The sequence below is a fragment of the Roseobacter sp. HKCCD6576-2 genome, assembly GCF_013179285.1.
Taxonomy (GTDB): domain Bacteria; phylum Pseudomonadota; class Alphaproteobacteria; order Rhodobacterales; family Rhodobacteraceae; genus Rhodophyticola; species Rhodophyticola oceani.
Window position 1 is genome coordinate 1350539 of record NZ_WVNW01000001.1, and the last position, 16598, is coordinate 1367136.

Annotated in this window: 20 protein-coding genes; 11 read left to right on the top strand and 9 right to left on the bottom strand. The window is 61.0% G+C overall.

Annotation, left to right across the window (positions count from 1 at the left end; genetic code table 11):
- Nucleotides 1-3: 3 nt before the first annotated feature.
- The 4 genes from GTF44_RS06685 (at nt 4) to GTF44_RS06700 (ending at nt 2876) form a co-directional block, all read left to right on the top strand.
- A complete protein-coding gene (locus tag GTF44_RS06685; protein ID WP_171558440.1) occupies nt 4-822 on the top strand; it encodes a glycosyltransferase family 25 protein in 819 nt (272 codons plus the stop codon).
- Between the two features lie 113 nt (nt 823-935).
- A complete protein-coding gene (locus GTF44_RS06690; RefSeq protein ID WP_171558441.1) occupies nt 936-1643 on the top strand; it encodes an FkbM family methyltransferase in 708 nt (235 codons plus the stop codon).
- Nucleotides 1640-2089: an isoprenylcysteine carboxylmethyltransferase family protein gene (locus GTF44_RS06695; protein ID WP_171558444.1), complete on the top strand. Its 450-nt coding sequence runs from the start codon at nt 1640-1642 to the stop codon at nt 2087-2089. The genes GTF44_RS06690 and GTF44_RS06695 overlap by 4 nt, the downstream gene beginning before the upstream one ends.
- 85 nt (nt 2090-2174) lie before the next feature.
- Nucleotides 2175-2876, top strand: a complete 702-nt coding sequence (locus GTF44_RS06700) for a thioredoxin family protein (protein ID WP_171558445.1) — start codon at nt 2175-2177, stop codon at nt 2874-2876.
- Nucleotides 2877-2885: 9 nt separating this feature from the next.
- Here the strand turns inward: GTF44_RS06700 and GTF44_RS06705 are convergent, their stop codons facing one another.
- Genes GTF44_RS06705 through GTF44_RS06730 form a run of 6 tightly spaced genes read right to left on the bottom strand, consistent with a single transcriptional unit; the run spans nt 2886 to nt 6904 of the window.
- Entirely contained in the window at nt 2886-3803 is a 918-nt protein-coding gene (locus tag GTF44_RS06705) for a lysophospholipid acyltransferase family protein (RefSeq protein WP_171558447.1), read from the bottom strand.
- Between the two features lie 25 nt (nt 3804-3828).
- Nucleotides 3829-4719: an EamA family transporter gene (locus tag GTF44_RS22500; protein ID WP_171558449.1), complete on the bottom strand. Its 891-nt coding sequence runs from the start codon at nt 4717-4719 to the stop codon at nt 3829-3831.
- The gene (locus tag GTF44_RS06715) at nt 4716-5150 is read right to left on the bottom strand and encodes a TIGR01244 family sulfur transferase (RefSeq protein ID WP_171558451.1); all 435 of its coding nucleotides are present in this window, start codon (nt 5148-5150) and stop codon (nt 4716-4718) included. Before GTF44_RS06715 ends, GTF44_RS22500 begins: the two co-directional genes overlap by 4 nt.
- A gap of 21 nt (nt 5151-5171) precedes the next feature.
- On the bottom strand, nt 5172-5597 hold the full coding sequence (locus GTF44_RS06720) for a DUF6691 family protein (protein ID WP_171558452.1): 426 nt from the start codon (nt 5595-5597) through the stop codon (nt 5172-5174).
- Nucleotide 5598: 1 nt separating this feature from the next.
- Nucleotides 5599-6027 carry a YeeE/YedE family protein gene (locus GTF44_RS06725; RefSeq protein WP_171558454.1) on the bottom strand — a complete coding sequence of 143 codons (429 nt, stop codon included), beginning with the start codon at nt 6025-6027 and terminating at the stop codon, nt 5599-5601.
- Nucleotides 6028-6040: 13 nt separating this feature from the next.
- Entirely contained in the window at nt 6041-6904 is an 864-nt protein-coding gene (locus tag GTF44_RS06730) for an MBL fold metallo-hydrolase (RefSeq protein WP_145210070.1), read from the bottom strand.
- 172 nt (nt 6905-7076) lie between these two features.
- Here GTF44_RS06730 and GTF44_RS06735 point away from each other — a divergent pair, with 172 nt between their 5' ends.
- Nucleotides 7077-7394: a TraR/DksA C4-type zinc finger protein gene (locus tag GTF44_RS06735; protein ID WP_145210067.1), complete on the top strand. Its 318-nt coding sequence runs from the start codon at nt 7077-7079 to the stop codon at nt 7392-7394.
- 77 nt (nt 7395-7471) lie between these two features.
- Nucleotides 7472-7648 carry a hypothetical protein gene (locus GTF44_RS06740; protein WP_171558455.1) on the top strand — a complete coding sequence of 59 codons (177 nt, stop codon included), beginning with the start codon at nt 7472-7474 and terminating at the stop codon, nt 7646-7648.
- Between the two features lie 96 nt (nt 7649-7744).
- On the opposite strand, the gene ggt is transcribed toward GTF44_RS06740, so the two are convergent.
- The gene (gene ggt, locus GTF44_RS06745) at nt 7745-9547 is read right to left on the bottom strand and encodes a gamma-glutamyltransferase (RefSeq protein WP_171558457.1); all 1803 of its coding nucleotides are present in this window, start codon (nt 9545-9547) and stop codon (nt 7745-7747) included.
- A gap of 395 nt (nt 9548-9942) precedes the next feature.
- The gene (locus tag GTF44_RS06750) at nt 9943-10161 is read right to left on the bottom strand and encodes a hypothetical protein (protein WP_145210061.1); all 219 of its coding nucleotides are present in this window, start codon (nt 10159-10161) and stop codon (nt 9943-9945) included.
- A 135-nt stretch (nt 10162-10296) separates the two neighbouring features.
- Here GTF44_RS06750 and GTF44_RS06755 point away from each other — a divergent pair, with 135 nt between their 5' ends.
- Nucleotides 10297-10560: a DUF2312 domain-containing protein gene (locus GTF44_RS06755; RefSeq protein ID WP_145217193.1), complete on the top strand. Its 264-nt coding sequence runs from the start codon at nt 10297-10299 to the stop codon at nt 10558-10560.
- A 16-nt stretch (nt 10561-10576) separates the two neighbouring features.
- Here the strand turns inward: GTF44_RS06755 and GTF44_RS06760 are convergent, their stop codons facing one another.
- A complete protein-coding gene (locus GTF44_RS06760; RefSeq protein WP_171558459.1) occupies nt 10577-11452 on the bottom strand; it encodes a hypothetical protein in 876 nt (291 codons plus the stop codon).
- 186 nt (nt 11453-11638) lie between these two features.
- Here GTF44_RS06760 and GTF44_RS06765 point away from each other — a divergent pair, with 186 nt between their 5' ends.
- From GTF44_RS06765 to GTF44_RS06780, 4 genes are all read left to right on the top strand, one after another.
- Nucleotides 11639-13414 carry a cache domain-containing protein gene (locus GTF44_RS06765; protein WP_367383363.1) on the top strand — a complete coding sequence of 592 codons (1776 nt, stop codon included), beginning with the start codon at nt 11639-11641 and terminating at the stop codon, nt 13412-13414.
- Nucleotides 13411-14751: a sigma-54 dependent transcriptional regulator gene (locus GTF44_RS06770; protein ID WP_171558460.1), complete on the top strand. Its 1341-nt coding sequence runs from the start codon at nt 13411-13413 to the stop codon at nt 14749-14751. Before GTF44_RS06765 ends, GTF44_RS06770 begins: the two co-directional genes overlap by 4 nt.
- A gap of 118 nt (nt 14752-14869) precedes the next feature.
- Nucleotides 14870-15880 (top strand): TRAP transporter substrate-binding protein DctP, encoded by a 1011-nt coding sequence (dctP, locus tag GTF44_RS06775; protein ID WP_171558462.1) that lies wholly within the window; start codon nt 14870-14872, stop codon nt 15878-15880.
- An 80-nt stretch (nt 15881-15960) separates the two neighbouring features.
- Complete coding sequence (locus tag GTF44_RS06780; protein ID WP_171558464.1) at nt 15961-16593, top strand: TRAP transporter small permease; 633 nt, start codon at nt 15961-15963, stop codon at nt 16591-16593.
- Nucleotides 16594-16598: the final 5 nt, after the last annotated feature.

The following is a 16598-nucleotide window of genomic DNA, read 5'->3' on the forward strand; positions in this document are numbered from 1 at the left end:
GCCATGCGCGTGCTGATCATCAATATGGCCAGCGCGACGGACCGCATGGGCTTCATGCGCGCGCAGATGGATCATTTTGGGTTCGACTGGGAGCGGATCGAGGCTGTGACGCCCCAAACTTTGGATCCGCCCGAAGACGACCCGGTTTGGCACCGCTGGCAGCGGCCCCTACGCGTGACCGAGATGGCGCTTTGCGCTTCGCATATGCGCGCATGGACCCGGGTTTTGGAGTTGGACGCACCTTGTCTTGTCTTGGAGGATGACGCGGTTTTGGCGGTCGATCTCCCGGGGTTTTTGGCGCGCGTGGCGCCTTTGCCGGGGATCGATCACATCAGCTTGGAGACCCGCAGCCGGAAGAAATTCGTTGGGTTTCATATGCATCCCGCCGCCCCGATCCGGCGGCTTTGGCAGGATCGCACCGGCTCGGCGGCTTATATTGCTTGGCCTCGGGGCGCGCGCGAGATGCTGGAACATGCGCGGGATGCGGGCGGCCCCTCTGATGCGATCATCAGTTCGACCTATGGGATGGAGAGCTATCAAGCCGACCCGGCGCTCGCGATCCAGCTTGACCAATGCGCCGCCTATGGTGTGCCGCAACCGATCCCGACCACGTCTCTGATCGATGCGGTGAAGAAGCCGGTCGCATTGGAGCGGTATTCGGAGGTGGAACAGAAGGCGTTTCGCCGCCGTCGTGTTTGGGCGCAAGTCCGGATGGGGCTGCGTCAGGCCGTGAGGTTGTCGAAAGGCGTTCGGAGACACATTCGACCAGCGGCCAGCTGGCCTCCAATGATGGCATCAAGCAACACCACCGCTCAAAGTTAGCTTGCCCGAGATAGATCGGGGACGAAGCTGATCGAGAGTGGTCAGCCGTTCTACAGCTTGTCGTGCCTGTATGCCTGAGGCTATAGGGATTGAAAAAGCAAAGGATTTCTCGATTGGCTGATCCGTTCCGCAACCTCCGGCTTTACTGGCACCGGATGATGAAGACATCTCTGATCACCATGGATGGTGTCCGGGTCCATGCTGACGCTGACCGTGTGCCGCGACCGGTTCGAAACGGGCTGTTCAAAGGCACTTATGAAGATGCCGAACGTGCCTTGATGGCGCGGGTTCTGAAATCCGGTTGCAAAGTGCTCGAGATTGGCGGCGGCATTGGTCTGGTTGGATTGATCGCGGCACGGATTGCCGGATCAGGACAGGTCACGTCATATGAGGCTAATCCGCTGATGAAACCGATGATCGAAGCGAACTACGCGCTCAACAGCATTGCGCCAGACCTACGAATGAAGGCGATCACTGTCGATGGGAAGCCGGTAAGCTTCCATCAAAGTGATAATGTGATTTCCTCTTCACTCTATCAGCGTGCTGAGACACAAACCACAGTTACGGTGGAAAGCGATGCGCTCGCCGATGTCTTGGTCGAACTGGCCCCGGATGTGGTCATAATGGATGTGGAGGGGGCAGAGATCGACTTGCTTGCCAACTTATCCCTAGACGGCGTTAAGGCGTTGGTCGTTGAGTTGCATCCCCATATCGTCGGTCAGCAGAAGATCGACAATTTGCTGGCCTCGCTTGCAGAACGCGGTTTTGAGACCACTGGAAACATGCGCAACAATGTGCTGCTCGAGCGAGCGGTTTCGTGAAAGGCTTTCCCGACCTACCACCAATTTGGCTGGCTGGATTTGTCGTCATTGCTTGGTTTTTGGCTGCGGAACTACCGCTTCTGATCGTGTTTGGTCCACTTTTTCAGCTTCTGGGCCTGGTAACCTGTTTCGCGGGGTTTGCCGCCATCGCCTGGTCGGCGCTGTGGTTCTGGCGAAAGAAAACCACCATTGAACCTCATGAAGCGCCGAAGGCGTTGATCACCGAGGGTCCATATCGCTATTCGCGGAACCCGACTTATCTGGGTCTGGTGATGATCTTGACCGGCTATGTCCTCTGGTTGGGCGCCCTCAGCGCTGTTTTGCTGCCGGGCCTCTTTATCAGTGTGCTGACGCTGCGGTTCATCCAACCCGAGGAGGCCCGCTTGGCCGATGCTTTCGGAGCTGAGGCTGAGCGATACCTGCAAGCCACACGGCGCTGGTTGTAACGCGGCCTCGCAAATCCTTGATTGGCCTCACTGCTGTCGCGCCGCTAGCTATGGGGAGCAACTCCCATGTGACGAAAGGTATCTCATGCGGCTGATCCTGTCCTTTGTGCTGGCATGCGCCGGTTTGACCCCTGCAGCCATGGCTCAGGCAGACGATCTCGTTGTGGTGGAGCTTTTCACCTCGCAGGGCTGTTCATCTTGTCCGCCAGCGGATGCGCTCTTGGGGGAACTGGCCCAACGAGAGGACATCATCGCGTTGAGCCTGCATGTGGACTACTGGGATTACATTGGCTGGGCCGACACATTCGCGACGCCTGAATACACTGCGCGGCAGCACGCCTATGGCCGTGCAGCAGGGTCGACCGTGGTTTACACGCCGCAAATGGTCATCGGCGGCGTCGATCACGTTGTGGGGTACCGACCGATGGATGTCGCCGATCTGATCATGGCGCACCGTGGACAGGCCGACCCGGTGTCAGTCAGCGTGACCCGTCAAGACGATGTGTTTGTGATCCGTGCCGAAACCGACATGGCCCCGCCGCGCCCCGAGATGGTGGTGCAATTGGTTGGGTATTCGCCATATGAGGAGGTCGATATTCGCCGTGGCGAGAATGCGGGCCGGGTGGTGAGCTACCACAATGTCGTGACGTCTTGGCAGGTTATGGATGAATGGGATGGCGCTGGCACTTTCCAATCGCGGGTGCGCCCGCAGAGTGAAACGCCGCTGGTGGTGATCATTCAAAGCGCCGGACATGGTGCCATTCTCGGGGCCGCACGCCTCAACTAGCCGCGTTTGTCAGTCTTCGTTCGCAGTCCGGAAATACCTCGCCTGGCGTCCCGGTTTCCAGCGCCGGTGAATCCAAAACCATTGTTCCGGATGTTGCGTAACTTGGGCCGCGAGGCTGTCATTCAGCGCCTGCGTCATCGTCTTGGCATCGCTGTGGGCAATCGGCGCCTCAAGGGTCACTTCGAAATCGAGACCGCTCTCTAGGCGTCGGGCATAAAACGGGATCAAGAGCGCGTCGTATTTCAGCGCCATCTCCGCCGCCGACAGCGAGGTGGGCGCGGGCTTTCCCAAAAAATCCAACTGTTCGCCGGCGGCGAAATACTGATCGGTCAACAGCACGCCCTGGCCGCCTGATCTCAGGTGTCGCACGAATTTCCCGACACCTTTCGGGCCTCGCGGAAAGACCGGGCCGCCGAAGCTCTCCATCGTCGCAACATAGTGGCGGTTGAAATAGCCGTTATTCATTGGTCGATAGAGTCCACCGATGGAATAGTCCCGCACGGTCAGCGCGGCGCGCGCCGCTTCGTAGTTGCCGAAATGCCCGGTGATCAGCAACACGGGACGACCAGCTCCTTGCGCCTCGGCCAAAGCGGCGACACCGGGGCCGCTCGGGTCCCATGCTTCCGCCCGAGCCAAGAGGTCGGATGTGGAGTAATTCTCGATCAGCGTGCGTCCGACATTTTCCATCATCCGATTGGTAATGTTGTTTGCCCGCTCATCGGGCAGCCCGGGCCACACATGGGCCATATTGGCCAATGCCCGCCCGCGGGCACCGGTAAGCGGGCCGACAATGCGGCGCATCAACCACCCCATCATCGGCACCCTGGCCGTGTAGGGCAGGGCGCGGGCCAGGCCGATCAACCCGCGCGCCCCGCGATCGGTCAGCCAGTCGCGCCAGGTAAAGCTTTGCGCATTTGAGACGCCCATTCGGGTGGCGACCTTTCGGCGAGGTTTAGGTTTCAGGCGATATTGCCGCGGTATCGCGGCGGGCCCGGGTTTCGCGGTGCCAGACATAGACACCAGCCCCGATGATCACAAGCGCGCCCAGAATGGTCAACGCGTCCGGCACCTCGCCAAAGGCCAGAAGGCCCCAGGTGGTCGCAAAGATCACCCCGGCATAGCCAAAGGGGGCGACCGCGCCGGCCTCCGCCGTCGTCAGTGACTTGATCAGCAGGAATTGCCCGCCCGCGCCAACCGCCCCCAAAAGCACAAAAAGCGCTGCGTCCGCCAGATCGGGCGTGGTCCAAAAAAACGGGACCACCAAGCTGGCCACAATGGTGCCGATTAGGGCGGTGTAGAGAAAAGAGGTCAAGATACCCTCGTCACGCCCCAGAAACCGGGTGCTGAGCGCGTAGCTGGCATAGAACACGCCCCCCAAAAGCGGGAAGAGAGCGGCGGGGGTGAAGACATCGGTGCCCGGGCGGATGATGATCAAGGCGCCGATCATCGCCGCGACGATCCCGAAAATCCGCCGTGGCCCAAGCGCTTCGCGTAAGATCAGTGCCGCGCCGAGTGTCAGAAGCACCGGGTGAATGTTCATCACCGCTGTGGCCGAGGCGATCTCCATCAGGCTGAGCGCAAGGAAAAAGCAGACTGTCGCCGCGAACAGAAAGCCGGAACGCAGCAGTTGCAGCCCCAGATGCCGGGTTCGGATGACGAGATGCAGTCGTGGTGCCAAGACGGCGGCCACAACCAGAGTCTGGCCTGCATAACGGGCCCAAACCACCTGCAACACGTCATAACGGCTGGTCAAAAGCTTGGCCAACGCATCCATGGCGGAGAAGAGAAAGATCGCCGCCAGCATGTAGAGAATGCCGCGCGCCGTCGGGCTTAGCCCGCTCACCCCCGTGGGTTTGCGGCGAGAGCGTCGATTTGGGGCCGCATGCCATCGAGCATATAACCGGCGGCCCGGGTTGCGGCCAAAATCTCATCTGTTGGCAACTGCCCCGCTTGGGTGAGGGCCCAAACGATGCTCGACCGGTTGCCGCTGGCGCAATAGGCCACGACAGGGCCATCTGCGCCCGCGATTGCGTCGGCTTGCTCTTCCACATTGGCCATGGTCATCGCACCACCGACAATCGGGTTGAACACGAACTCTAGACCAGCGGCTTCTGCGGCGGCTTGCATCTGCGCCGCATGAAGGTCGGGCGTGATTTCCGGGTCAGGCCGGTTGCAGATGATTGTCGTGACGCCTTGCGCGGCCAAGGCTGCCATATCGGCAGGTTCAAGCTGCGGGGCGACGGCATAGCTTTCGGTCAGCGGGCGGATATCCATTAGGCACTCTTTCTTTGTCGGTCAGGCGAACAACGCGAAACGTCGGCGCAGGGGCGGTGTAACCACCATGCCCGCCACCATTGCAAGAAGAAAGAGCGCTCCGCCCCAACCACCCCAAGAAAGCGAGGCCAAGGCTGGGCCTGGGCAAAGACCGGCCAAGCCCCAGCCCATGCCGAAGAGCGTCGAGCCGACCACGACGTTGCGACCGAGCTTGGGCTGCGGTGGCGGTGGGAATGCGGTGCCCAAGATCGGCGAGGCGAATCTCCGCGTCATCCGCCAGGCCACGGCCATCGGAAGGATCGCGCCGCCAAGCACAAAGGCCAGGGTCGGATCCCATGCGCCGAAGATATCTAGCCAGCCCTGAACCCGGGTTGTGTCGGTCATCCCTGACAGCATCAGGCCCAATCCAAAAAGGGCGCCCGCCAGCGCCGAGGCAAACATCCGCATCTCAGATCACCCCCAGAACGTGGCGGAACAGCACCATGACGATCCCACCGGCCAGAAGGTAAAACACCGTCGCGACAATGCCGCGGATCGACAGGCGCGAGATGCCGCAAACCCCGTGACCCGAGGTGCAGCCATTGGCGATCCGCGTGCCGATGCCGACCAGAAGGCCAGCGGCGATGATCACCACCACATTTGTCGTCAGGTTGGTCGATCCCGCGCCGAAGAACAGCGCCACCAGAGCCGGTGCGCCGATCAACCCGCCCAAGAAGGCCAGTTTTTCGCGCCGATCGCTGCCTTCTGCCGATCCGTCGGCAATTGACCCCAAGATGCCACTGGCCCCCATGATCTTGCCATTGATCAGCAACAAAACCGCCGCTGCCGTGCCAATGATCAGCCCGCCAAGCAGGCCGTAAAGATAATGCAATTCCATGTGCGCCTCGGGGTTAGAGCGTGTTCAAGGGCAGCTTCAGATACGAGGTGCCGTTATCTTCCGGCTCCGGCATCTGACCTGCGCGCATGTTGATCTGCAGCGAGGGCAGGATCAGACGGGGCATGCCCAAGGTGGCGTCCCGCGTCTCCCGCATCTCAACGAACTCTTCGATTGGGCGGCCTTGGCCGACATGCACATTAAGCGCCTTTTGCTCGCCCACGGTGGTTTCCCAAGCGTATTGGTCACGGCCCGGGGCCTTGTAGTCATGGCCGACAAAGACGCGGGTCTCATCCGGCAGGGCTAAAATCCGCTGGATCGAGTTGTAGAGGTCCGACGCCGAGCCGCCGGGGAAATCGCAGCGCGCGGTGCCGAAATCTGGCATGAACAGCGTGTCGCCGACAAAGGCCGCGTCGCCGATGACATAGGTCATGCAAGCCGGCGTGTGGCCCGGCGTGTGCATGACGTCGCCGCGCATCTGGCCGACATGGAAGCTGTCACCCTCGCCGAAAAGCGCATCAAACTGGCTGCCATCGCGTTGGAACTCGGTGCCTTCGTTGAAGATCTTGCCGAAAGTGTCCTGCACCACGGTGATGTTCTTGCCGATGCCGATCTTGCCGCCAAGCTGCTCTTGCAGATAGGGCGCGGCGGAGAGGTGATCGGCATGGACATGGGTTTCCAGAACCCATTGCACATCCAACCCTTCGGCCTTGCAATGTGCGATGATCTCATCGGCGCTGTCGGTTGTGGTCCGGCCGGAGGCCTGATCGAAATCCAAAACGCTGTCGATAATGGCGGCGGCTTTCCCCGCGGGGTCGCGCGCAACGTAAGAGACAGTGTTTGTCGCGGTGTCGAAAAAGGGCGTGATCTCGGGATGCATCGATTTTTCCCCGGTTAAAGTTTACGTTGTCAACTATCTTGGGGTTTTTGGGCTCAAGGTCAAGCCTGTCTTATGCCCTTTGATCGAAGTCAAAGCTCAACGGTTCTGCGCAAGATAGCATGGGATAAGGGCGAAACCGCGCCGAGGCGGGCCCTGAGAGGAGGATCAAACGATGACAAACCTGGTTCAGCGCCGGCAACAACTGATGGATCGTTTGACCGCTTTGGAGGAGCGGTTGCATGAGATCGAGGATGAGCTCGATAGCCACCAATCCAAAGACTGGGAAGAACTGGCGACCGAACGCGAAGGCGATGAGGTGCTGGAACAGATGGGTGTCAGCGGTCAGGCGGAAATCCGCCAGATCAAGGCCGCGCTCGCCCGGATGGATGCAGGAGAGTATGGCGACTGCGTGAAATGTGGTGAAGTGATCTCGGAGGAACGATTGGACTTGCTGCCCTTCACGCCGTTTTGCCGCAAATGCGCCACCTGAAACGGATCGCGGGACGAGACACATGACGACCCTGGGGCGCTCGGGTAGAGGCGCTTTGTAACACGGGAGGTGACGACATGACTGAAGACCCCAAGGAAACCCCTCCACAAGAGGTGCATACCGAGCTTCGCAAGCTGAAAACGGCTGGCAAGGCAGAGGTAAAAACCGGCGTCGCAAAACGCTCGAAAGTGGCGGCTGCACAAGCCGAAGAGGACGATCTTCTGGATGATCTCTTCAACGATATGCCGGTTTGACGCAGACGACGTGCGCAACAGACGTTGTACGTCGATGATCAGACCGCGCGGGCGCGGTCGTCAGGCCGGGGAGCAAATCCCCGGCCTGTTTTGGTTTTACTCACCCAAGGCAATGCCTTCGCGGCGCGGGTCGGCCCCGCCTTGTAAGCCATCGTCACCAATCGCGATGACATGGATGCCGGAGTTGAGGCCGCGGATATTCACCTCATAACCCAAATCGGTCAAAGCCTCGGCAAAGCCTTCGGCCTCGGTACCTTCTTCCAGGTCATAGGTGCCGAAGCGGTTCACCAGATGCGGCATCGACGCGGCCTGTTGCACATCCATCCCCCACTCCAGATGCGCGAGGATCGTCTGCGCGACATAACCGATAATCCGGCTGCCGCCCGGCGAGCCCACGGCCAGGACCGGTGCGCCATCTTCCAACACGATCGTCGGCGCCATGGAGGAGCGGGGGCGTTTGCCCGGCTCGATCCGGTTGGCAATCGGGACGCCATCCACATGGGTGCGGAAGGAGAAATCGGTCAACTCATTGTTGAGCAAGAACCCACCGGGCGCCATCAACCGCGAGCCGAAGCCGTTTTCGATGGTCGTGGTCATCGACAGCACATTGCCCTCTGCATCAACGATGGAGATATGGCTGGTTGAGGGCAGTTCGAGCGACTGGTCATCGGCCCAGAGCATCGCGTGATCCCATTCCGGATTGCCGGGGGCCACCTCGGGCAGCGCACCGAACCCATCGGTCCGATCCCCCGCGATCAGGCCCGCGCGTTCCTCGAGGTAGAACGGATCGACCAGACCCGCCGTCGGCATCGGCACAAAATCGCTATCCGCCATGTAGCGGCCGCGGTCGGCGAAGGCGAGGCGGGAGGCATCGCCGATCAGTCGCCAAGTGTCAGGATCGGTCGGGTCCGAGATGTCAAAATTGTTCACGATCCCAAGGATTTGCCCAACCGTCAGCGCGCCGGAGGAGGGCGGACCCATGCCACAGACATCATAGGCGCGGTATTCGACACAGACTGGCGCACGTTCGATCACCTCATAAAGCGCGAGATCGCGAAGCGAGAGCAGACCCGGATTGCCCTCTGCGCTACGCACGGTCTCGACAATCCCTTCGGCAATCGGTCCGCTATAGATCACCTCGGCACCCTCAGCGGCCATCGCGCGCAGCGTATCGGCATAGGCCTGGTTTTGCAGAAGCGTGCCTTCGGCCAGCGGCGTGCCGTTCGGCAGGAAATAGGCCGCAGTGGCCGGGAAGGTGGAGAGCCGCTCAGCATCCCGCGCGATGGAACCGGCCATCCGGGCCGAAACCTCAAACCCGTCTTCGGCATGGCTGATCGCGGCCTCAAACAGGCTACCCCAGTTTGCCTCGCCCCATCGCCGATGGGCCTCTTCCATCAACGCGGGCGTGCCGGGTGTGCCAACGGACAGCCCGCCCACAACGGCATCGAAAAAGCCCAGTGGCTCACCATCTTCGTTTTGAAACAGGGTGGGGGTCACCGCCATCGGTGCGGTTTCGCGGCCATCAAGCGTGGTGACCTCGCCAGTCGCCGCGTCATACCAAACCAGAAACGCCCCGCCGCCGAGGCCCGAGCTTTGCGGCTCCACAAGGCCCAAAACGGCTTGCACGGCGACCATCGCATCCGCCGCTGATCCACCGGCGCGCAAAACATCCGCACCCGCTTCGACCGCAAGCGGATTGGCCGCGGCCACCATCCAGTTTTCCGCTGTCACCGGCTGCCCGGCATCGCGCGCTGCCATGGCATCCATCGCAGCCTGCGACAGTGCCATCGCGCCGGTTTCGGTGGCCCCCTCGGGTGCAACGGCATCGGCGGCGTCCTGCGCCAGCGCGAGGCTGGTCGTCAGCAAAAGGGCCGTGGTTGAAAAGAGAATGAGACGCATAAGGGACCTCCCGGTTGGCTATGTCGTTCGCGGTCATGCTGGGGTGGAACAGGTCGGACGGCAATACGCATCCGGGCAAAAAAGCGGACCTAAGATCACTTTTGCAGGAGTCTTTTTTGGAAAGGCCCATTTTCCAGACTTTCATAGAGAGACTGAATCTATGATCAATACTCACGCAAATGCTCTGAGCAATGTGCGTTTCGGCGGTGCCGAGAGCGATGTCATCAATCTGAATGTTGCGGGAAGCGCGCGGGATTTTGTGAGGGCGGCCGTCGCGGCGACGGGATCACGATTAGAAGAGCGAGGTCAAGCGGGCCAATCAACTTGCGCCATTAGACAGCAGCGATTTGCTGTTCGGCTGAATTTTAAAGATATATCAGTCGGTTGGCAGGGGGTTAGCCGCCCATCACCACGCCGACCACGACGCTCATCATGCCCAAGACCGAGGCCAGGACCGCGCCCATATTAATCGGCACGACACGCTGCAATCGGGCGCGCAGCTCACTATCGGAAAGCTTGGCCCGTTTCGCGCCGATGGCGACAACGATGCAGTATCCGATGGCCATGAGGCCCAAAATCGCAAGTCCGGTTCCGATCCAGATCAACAGTTCCATTGGCCACATTCCTCATCGTCAGAGTGTGTCAGTTTGCGCAATTTGCGCGCCGGGGTCCAGCATCACTTGCGGCTCCTAAGTGCGAGATGTAGAGCTTTGGCCCGATCCTGCGAACATAAAGGTCCCCAAGACATGATGGATGACGCTCAAACCCCCTCCGATAGCTACCGCGTGACCGCCGACGAGCTGCGGCAGTTCATTGAGCGTTTCGAGCGCTTGGACGCGGAAAAGCGGGATATCGCGGATCAGCAAAAAGAGGTCATGGCCGAGGCCAAGAGCCGAGGGTATGACACCAAAGTCATCCGCAAAGTCATCGCGCTGCGCAAACGGGAACCGGATGATATCGCCGAAGAAGAGGCGGTGTTGGAGATGTACAAAGAAGCGCTTGGGATGCGATGATCGCCGGACGGGACGGTTAGGGCCTGATATAGGTCACGCCGGGCAAATCCGCGACATAGTCCATATCGGCCTCATAGGCCTCGGTCATCTGTTCGATCATCTCTTCGCTCCACCCGGGGGCGTCGAGTTCCTCTTCGATCGCATCTTCCAAGGCAAATTTGTCTAAAAACGCCGCTGCGATCCGGCGCCGTTGAATCTCGGTTTCGGGTGGATTCTGCGCCACATAAGCCTGCATCCGTTTGTATCCGGCCGGATCCATGATCGACTCAAGCAGATCATCAACGCCAGCCAACGGCACATCATTGCCGATCCCTGCCAGTTCCCGCATCAATTGACCCCAAAGAAATGGGGTGTCCTCGTTGTTCCACGCCGTGATTTGGCAATCGGGATGGGCCCGTTGCAACCGGCCCAGCATTTCGGACCAGGTCACCGCCCCGGGTTGCATGCCTTCGGTAAACTCATCGAAATCGGTGAACCGCGATGCTTTGAACAAGGCGGGAATCAAGGTGGCGGGGTCGCGCATCCCGATGAAGAATTCGACCTGCGCGTGCGGCACCAGATTGCGCAGCTTCGTCGTTTCGCGCTCAATCATCGGCCAGATTTGCACCCGCTGCACCATGAGACGGTTGATGCAGATGAAATGCGGGTCCGAGAGGACCAGACGTTCGCAATCTTCCTCATCCATGATGGCATCAAGCAGCGCGTCTTGAATGTCTTCTGATGCAGCAGCCCCCTTCAGGGCCCGGCTCGCATCGCGGATCACTGACCGGTATCGACCGGGCGGTGGAACCACGACTCCCAAATCCGCCAGCTGCGCACGGTTCTGCAACAGCGATTTGATCAGCCGATCTTCGTCGGTGCAAGGGGCGCCGAGATGATAGACAACCTGCATATTGGGGGTGTTTCCAAACCGCTCTTTTTCCGTTGATCGACAACTTATACGCCCGCCTCACCGGACGCAAACCCGTTCGCCAGATAAGGTGACCCACCCGGCATTGCGAAAACGCCCCTCGGCGTGGCATCAAATGAAATGGTCAGTCTTAAGGGGGGCGGCCGGATTGGGGAGGAGGGGCCCGTTGTGAGCAAAACATCGACCATCGTTGCTCCGCCTGCTGGCGGGGTTGGCGGTTTGGCGCGCTATATGCGCCCGGGTCTGCTCTATGGCGTCTTGCCGCTGGCGGTTGCGGCCATGGTTTTTACGCTGGCCTATCGGGTGTTTCTGTCCAATGAATTGACTGAGGCCGAGGGGCGATTGTCGCTCTATCGCAGCACTGTTGTGGCCGAGCTTGAACGCTTCTCACATCTGACCTTCGTCCTGGCGCGGGACCCGTTTGTGGTGGCGACGGCGACAGGCGCGCCGACCGAAACGCTTGATGTTCGGCTTGCGGCCTTTGCGGAACAGGCGGAGCTTGATGCGATTTATCTGATGACGCCCGACGGGCTGACGATCTCGTCGTCCAACGCAAACGCGCCGCAAAGCTTTGTCGGGCAGAACTATGCGTTCCGCCCCTATTTCCGGGACGCGCTCGCCGGACGGCAGGGCGAGTTTTACGGCATTGGGGCGACCACGGGGCTCCCTGGATTTTTCATCGCTGATCCGGTTGTGGATGACGAGGGCGCAGTGGTCGGTGTCATCGCGCTCAAGCTTGATTTGATCCGGTTGGAAAACACCTGGCGTGAGGCCGGCGAGACGGTCGTGTTGGTCAATCAGGATGGGGTGGTGCTTCTCGCCTCCGATCCGTCTTGGCGCTATCGGGCGCTCGCGCCGCTCAACGCCGATCAACGCGCTCAAATCGCTGAGGCGCGGCAGTTTGACGGGCAAGACCTGGCGCCACTTGACTGGACGCTTCTGGGCGACACCAGGGCCGAGATTGCGGGCCAAGAGCAGATACATCTGACCACGGACCGGCTGCCGCATGATTGGGTCCTGCACTATTTCGCGTCTGACGAGCCCGCCGTGACGCGAAGCTGGCTCGCCGCCGGTCTCGCGATCATCTTGGGCGGCGCACTGCTGATCGCGTTTCAGTTGCGGCGCAATGCGCAGATCGAGGCCTCGCTGCGCCGATCCGAGGCTGAGGAGGTCCTGCTGCGCCGCTCCAATGAACGCCTGGCGGTCGAGATCGAAGAGCGTCGTGCGGCCGAGCGGCGGCTGGAACGCACCCGCGATGAGCTGGCCCGCGCCAGCCGTTTGGCCGCTCTGGGCGAACTTGCGGCGTCGGTCACCCACGAGCTGGGCCAACCGATCACCGCAATGCGCAATCATCTGGCCGCCGCCGAAATGACTGACCCGCCCCGATCTCAGCCGGTTGGCCAATTGAGCGGGCTGGTCGAGCGGATGGCCGGGATCACCCGGCAGTTGAAATTCTTTGCCAGCCCTGGGGCGGAGGCCTTGGAGCCCGTCGATTTGCGCGCGGCCATGGGCGAGGCGCTGACATTGGTGCAACCGAATATCGAGGCGGGCGGGGTTGCGCTTGAGGCCACGTTGCCTCCCAATCCGGTAATTGTGCAGGGCAACAAGCTGCGGGTTGAGCAAGTGATGACCAATCTGCTGCGCAATGCCCTGGATGCGATGGAAGAAATGGATGACCGCGCATTGAGTATCGAGATGGGCATATCCGGTCAGACAGCCTGGTTTGAGGTCCGAGATCGCGGCCATGGTCTGGGCGGCGCCGATCTGGCCGAGTTGCAAGAACCCTTCGTGACCAGCCGTGCGTCGGGGCAGGGGATGGGGCTGGGCCTCGCGATTTCGGCGGGGATCGTGAAAGAGCATCATGGGCGTATGATGGCTAAGGACCGCGATGGCGGAGGGGCGGTGTTTCGGGTTGAGATGCCGGTGGCAGAGGCGGTGGCATGAGCGCGCAAGATACATACAGCATTCTGATCGTGGATGACGACAAATCCATGCGCGTCTCGCTGATCAACCTGCTGGAGGCCGCGGGGTGGCGGGCCGAAGCGGTCTCTCGCGCGGCGCAGGTCGAGGCGCTTTGGCCCGAGTTGCAGCCCGATGTTATCCTGTCGGATGTGCGGATGCCGGGCATGTCTGGCCTGGAGCTTCTGGCCAGCCTCGACCAGAGTATCGCACCGCCTTTGGTGCTGATCTCCGCCCATGGCGACATCCCGACAGCGGTGCAGGCGATGCAGGACGGGGCCTATAGTTTCGTGGAGAAACCTTATGAGCCGCGCCGTCTTCTGACCATCCTGCGCCATGCCGCCGAACAACACCGCATGGCAAAGGGTACCGAGCGGCTGAAGGTGCAACTGGCGCGCCTCTCCGGGCTCGACCGGCTTCTGATCGGTCAGACCGCGGAGATCGCAGCGCTGCGCGAAGAGATCTTGGACTTGGCCGAGATCGATATGCCGGTGCTGCTGCAAGGCGAGACCGGGACCGGCAAAGAACTGGTCGCCCGCGCGTTGCATGATCTGGGGCCGCGTGCCGCCGCGCCCTTCCTGCCATTAAATTGCGCCGCGATCCCGCCGGATCAATTCGAGACAGAGATGTTCGGCGTGAAAGGCAGCCATGCGGGTAAGTTGATCGCGGCCAGCGGCGGTACGTTGTTCCTGGATGAGATCAGCGCGTGCCCCCTGCCGGTTCAGGCGAAATTGCTGCGGGTGATCGAGGATCAAGAGATCACCCCGATCGGCAGCACGACGCCGGTTGCAGTGCGCTTCCGGGTCATCTCAGCCTCCAATCTCGACACCGAGCAGGCGGTGCAGGACGGCCATTTGCGCCAGGATTTGCTCTATCGGTTGAACACAATGGTGTTGACCCTGCCGCCGCTCCGGCACCGCCGTGATGATCTGGTGCTGCTTTACACCCATTTCCTGCAAGAGTTTGGCCAGGTTTATGAGGTCACCCCGCCGGAGCTTGGCCCTGAGGATGTGGCGGCCTTGCTGGCGCATGACTGGCCCGGCAATGTGCGCGAATTGCGCAACGCTGCCGAACGCCGGGTTCTGGCAGCCCGGCGCGGTGCCGGGTCAGTCGCGGCGGCGATCCAAAGCGATCCTCTTGTCGAAGATGTGCCCGAAACCCTGCGCGAGGCCGTGGCGGTGTTTGAGCGCGAATTGATCGGCAAAGCGATCCGCGCGCATCAAGGCCGGATGGACGCCGTCGCCGAAGCGCTTGGCATTGGGCGGCGGACATTGAACGAGAAAATCGTCAAGCTCGGCCTCGACAAAGACGCACTGCTCTAAGCTCTGCGGATTTCCGCAGGGCAGGGCGGATCCTGTCGGCAAAATCTCTCATAGGCAAAGCCACACGAATCCGTGATGCTGCGCAGACCGACATATGCAGGATCCAGGGAGGAGACCCATGCAGAAGATTTTAACCGGAACCACCGCCGTCATTCTGTCCGCCAGTTTCGTGACCGAGGCGCTCGCAACCGAATGGAACGTCTCCGTTTGGGGCACACGTCGTGCGTTTACCGAACATGTGGAACGCCTCGCCGAACTGGTGTCTGAGCGCACCGATGGTGAGTTCACCATGAACATCTCTTACGGCGGCCTCTCAGGCAACCGCGAGAACCTTGATGGGATTTCGATCGGCGCGTTTGAGATGGCGCAGTTCTGCGCTGGCTATCACCGGGACAAAAACCCTTCGATCACCGTGCTGGAATTGCCGTTCCTCGGCGTGACCACGTTGCAGCAAGAACGCGAGATCAGCCAAGCGCTTTATCAGCATCCGGCGGTTCAGGCCGATCTGGGGCGCTGGAACGCGACGCTGCTGATGCCGTCGCCCTTGCCGCAATACAACATCGTCGGCAGCGGTGATGCGCCCGCAACACTGGCCGATTTTGAAGGCCTGGCTGTTCGTGCGACCGGCGGTATCGGTGCCGCGATGGAGACCGTGGGTGCGGTTCCGACCTCGATGTCGGCCACCGAAGTGCGCCAGGCGATGGATAGCGGCGTTGTGACCGCCGTCAGCTTCGCGCCGCATGCCCATATGTCCTTCGGCACTATTGAAAACGGCACATGGTGGACGACGAACCTCAACCCCGGCACCGTGAACTGCCCGGTTGTGGTGAATTCCGACGCGCTGGACATGCTTTCAGATGAGCATCGCGAGGTGCTTCTAGGTGCGGTGGACGAAGCGCTCGACCACTATGTCGAGTACTACGAAAACCAGACCATGGCCGCGTGGGGCCCGGCACTGGATGAGCGTGGGATCGAACGCGTGACCTTCACAGATGAAGAGATTGCAGCCTTCCGCGAGGCCGCTGCTGCCCCGGCAGCCGCCGCCTGGATCGAAGAGAACACCGCGCGCGGCCTCCCGGCGCAGGAGCTTTACGATTACGTCACCGGCATGATCGCCGACGGCAGCTAAGCCAAACTCGACGAGCCCCGCCCGATCCCTCCAGTGGACCGGACGGGGCGCTTTCGCGTCTCTTTTGAAAGGGGGCAGCCATGGCTGGTGCGTCTCTGGTACGGTCTGATGAGAGCCAACTCAGTCGGTTGGATCAGACCTTGTTCCGGCTGGAGAAATTCCTCGCTTTGATCAGTGGGCTTGCGGTTTTCGCGCTAATGATCTTGGCCGTGATCTCGGTCAGCGGGCGGAATTTCATGAACCAGCCTGTGCCGGGCTATGTCGACTGGATCGAGCAGGCGATGCCGATCATCGCCTTCTTGGGCATTTCCTATGCGCAGCGTGAAGGCGGGCATATCCGGATGGACCTGCTTGTCGGCGCGCTGAAAGGGCGGGCGCTTTGGCTGGCCGAGCTTATCACGACATTGGCGATTTTGCTGCTGATGGCGCTTCTGGTTTGGGGCAGTTGGACCCATTTCCAGCGCAGCTTCGATTTCAACGCGCCGCTCTGGAGCCGCGATAGCTCGATGGATATCGCGCTGCCGATTTGGCCGGCCAAGCTTCTGGCGCCTGTGGCGTTTTCGGTGATCTGCCTGCGTTTGGTCTTGCAGATCGTGGCCTATACCCGCGCGCTGATCTCCGGCGCTACCGAGCCCGTGGCGGTGCCGCTGGTCGCCGATGCCGCGACCCAAGCCCGTTTGGAAGCCGACCATGTGTCGGGCGCAGATGATTAAGAGGC

Excerpts from the sequence above, each read along its gene's own strand:
- GTF44_RS06705 (WP_171558447.1), bottom strand. The coding sequence starts at position 3,803 with ATGGGCGTCTCAAATGCGCAAAGCTTTACCTGGCGCGACTGGCTGACC.
- GTF44_RS06740 (WP_171558455.1), top strand. The coding sequence starts at position 7,472 with ATGACTGAAGACCCCAAGGAAACCCCTCCACAAGAGGTGCATACCGAG.
- dctP (WP_171558462.1), top strand. The coding sequence starts at position 14,870 with ATGCAGAAGATTTTAACCGGAACCACCGCCGTCATTCTGTCCGCCAGT.
- ggt (WP_171558457.1), bottom strand. The coding sequence starts at position 9,547 with ATGCGTCTCATTCTCTTTTCAACCACGGCCCTTTTGCTGACGACCAGC.
- GTF44_RS06755 (WP_145217193.1), top strand. The coding sequence starts at position 10,297 with ATGGATGACGCTCAAACCCCCTCCGATAGCTACCGCGTGACCGCCGAC.
- GTF44_RS06730 (WP_145210070.1), bottom strand. The coding sequence starts at position 6,904 with ATGCATCCCGAGATCACGCCCTTTTTCGACACCGCGACAAACACTGTC.
- GTF44_RS06750 (WP_145210061.1), bottom strand. The coding sequence starts at position 10,161 with ATGGAACTGTTGATCTGGATCGGAACCGGACTTGCGATTTTGGGCCTC.
- GTF44_RS06770 (WP_171558460.1), top strand. The coding sequence starts at position 13,411 with ATGAGCGCGCAAGATACATACAGCATTCTGATCGTGGATGACGACAAA.
- GTF44_RS06700 (WP_171558445.1), top strand. The coding sequence starts at position 2,175 with ATGCGGCTGATCCTGTCCTTTGTGCTGGCATGCGCCGGTTTGACCCCT.
- GTF44_RS06760 (WP_171558459.1), bottom strand. The coding sequence starts at position 11,452 with ATGCAGGTTGTCTATCATCTCGGCGCCCCTTGCACCGACGAAGATCGG.
- GTF44_RS06725 (WP_171558454.1), bottom strand. The coding sequence starts at position 6,027 with ATGGAATTGCATTATCTTTACGGCCTGCTTGGCGGGCTGATCATTGGC.
- GTF44_RS06720 (WP_171558452.1), bottom strand. The coding sequence starts at position 5,597 with ATGCGGATGTTTGCCTCGGCGCTGGCGGGCGCCCTTTTTGGATTGGGC.
- GTF44_RS06685 (WP_171558440.1), top strand. The coding sequence starts at position 4 with ATGCGCGTGCTGATCATCAATATGGCCAGCGCGACGGACCGCATGGGC.
- GTF44_RS06735 (WP_145210067.1), top strand. The coding sequence starts at position 7,077 with ATGACAAACCTGGTTCAGCGCCGGCAACAACTGATGGATCGTTTGACC.
- GTF44_RS06715 (WP_171558451.1), bottom strand. The coding sequence starts at position 5,150 with ATGGATATCCGCCCGCTGACCGAAAGCTATGCCGTCGCCCCGCAGCTT.
- GTF44_RS06780 (WP_171558464.1), top strand. The coding sequence starts at position 15,961 with ATGGCTGGTGCGTCTCTGGTACGGTCTGATGAGAGCCAACTCAGTCGG.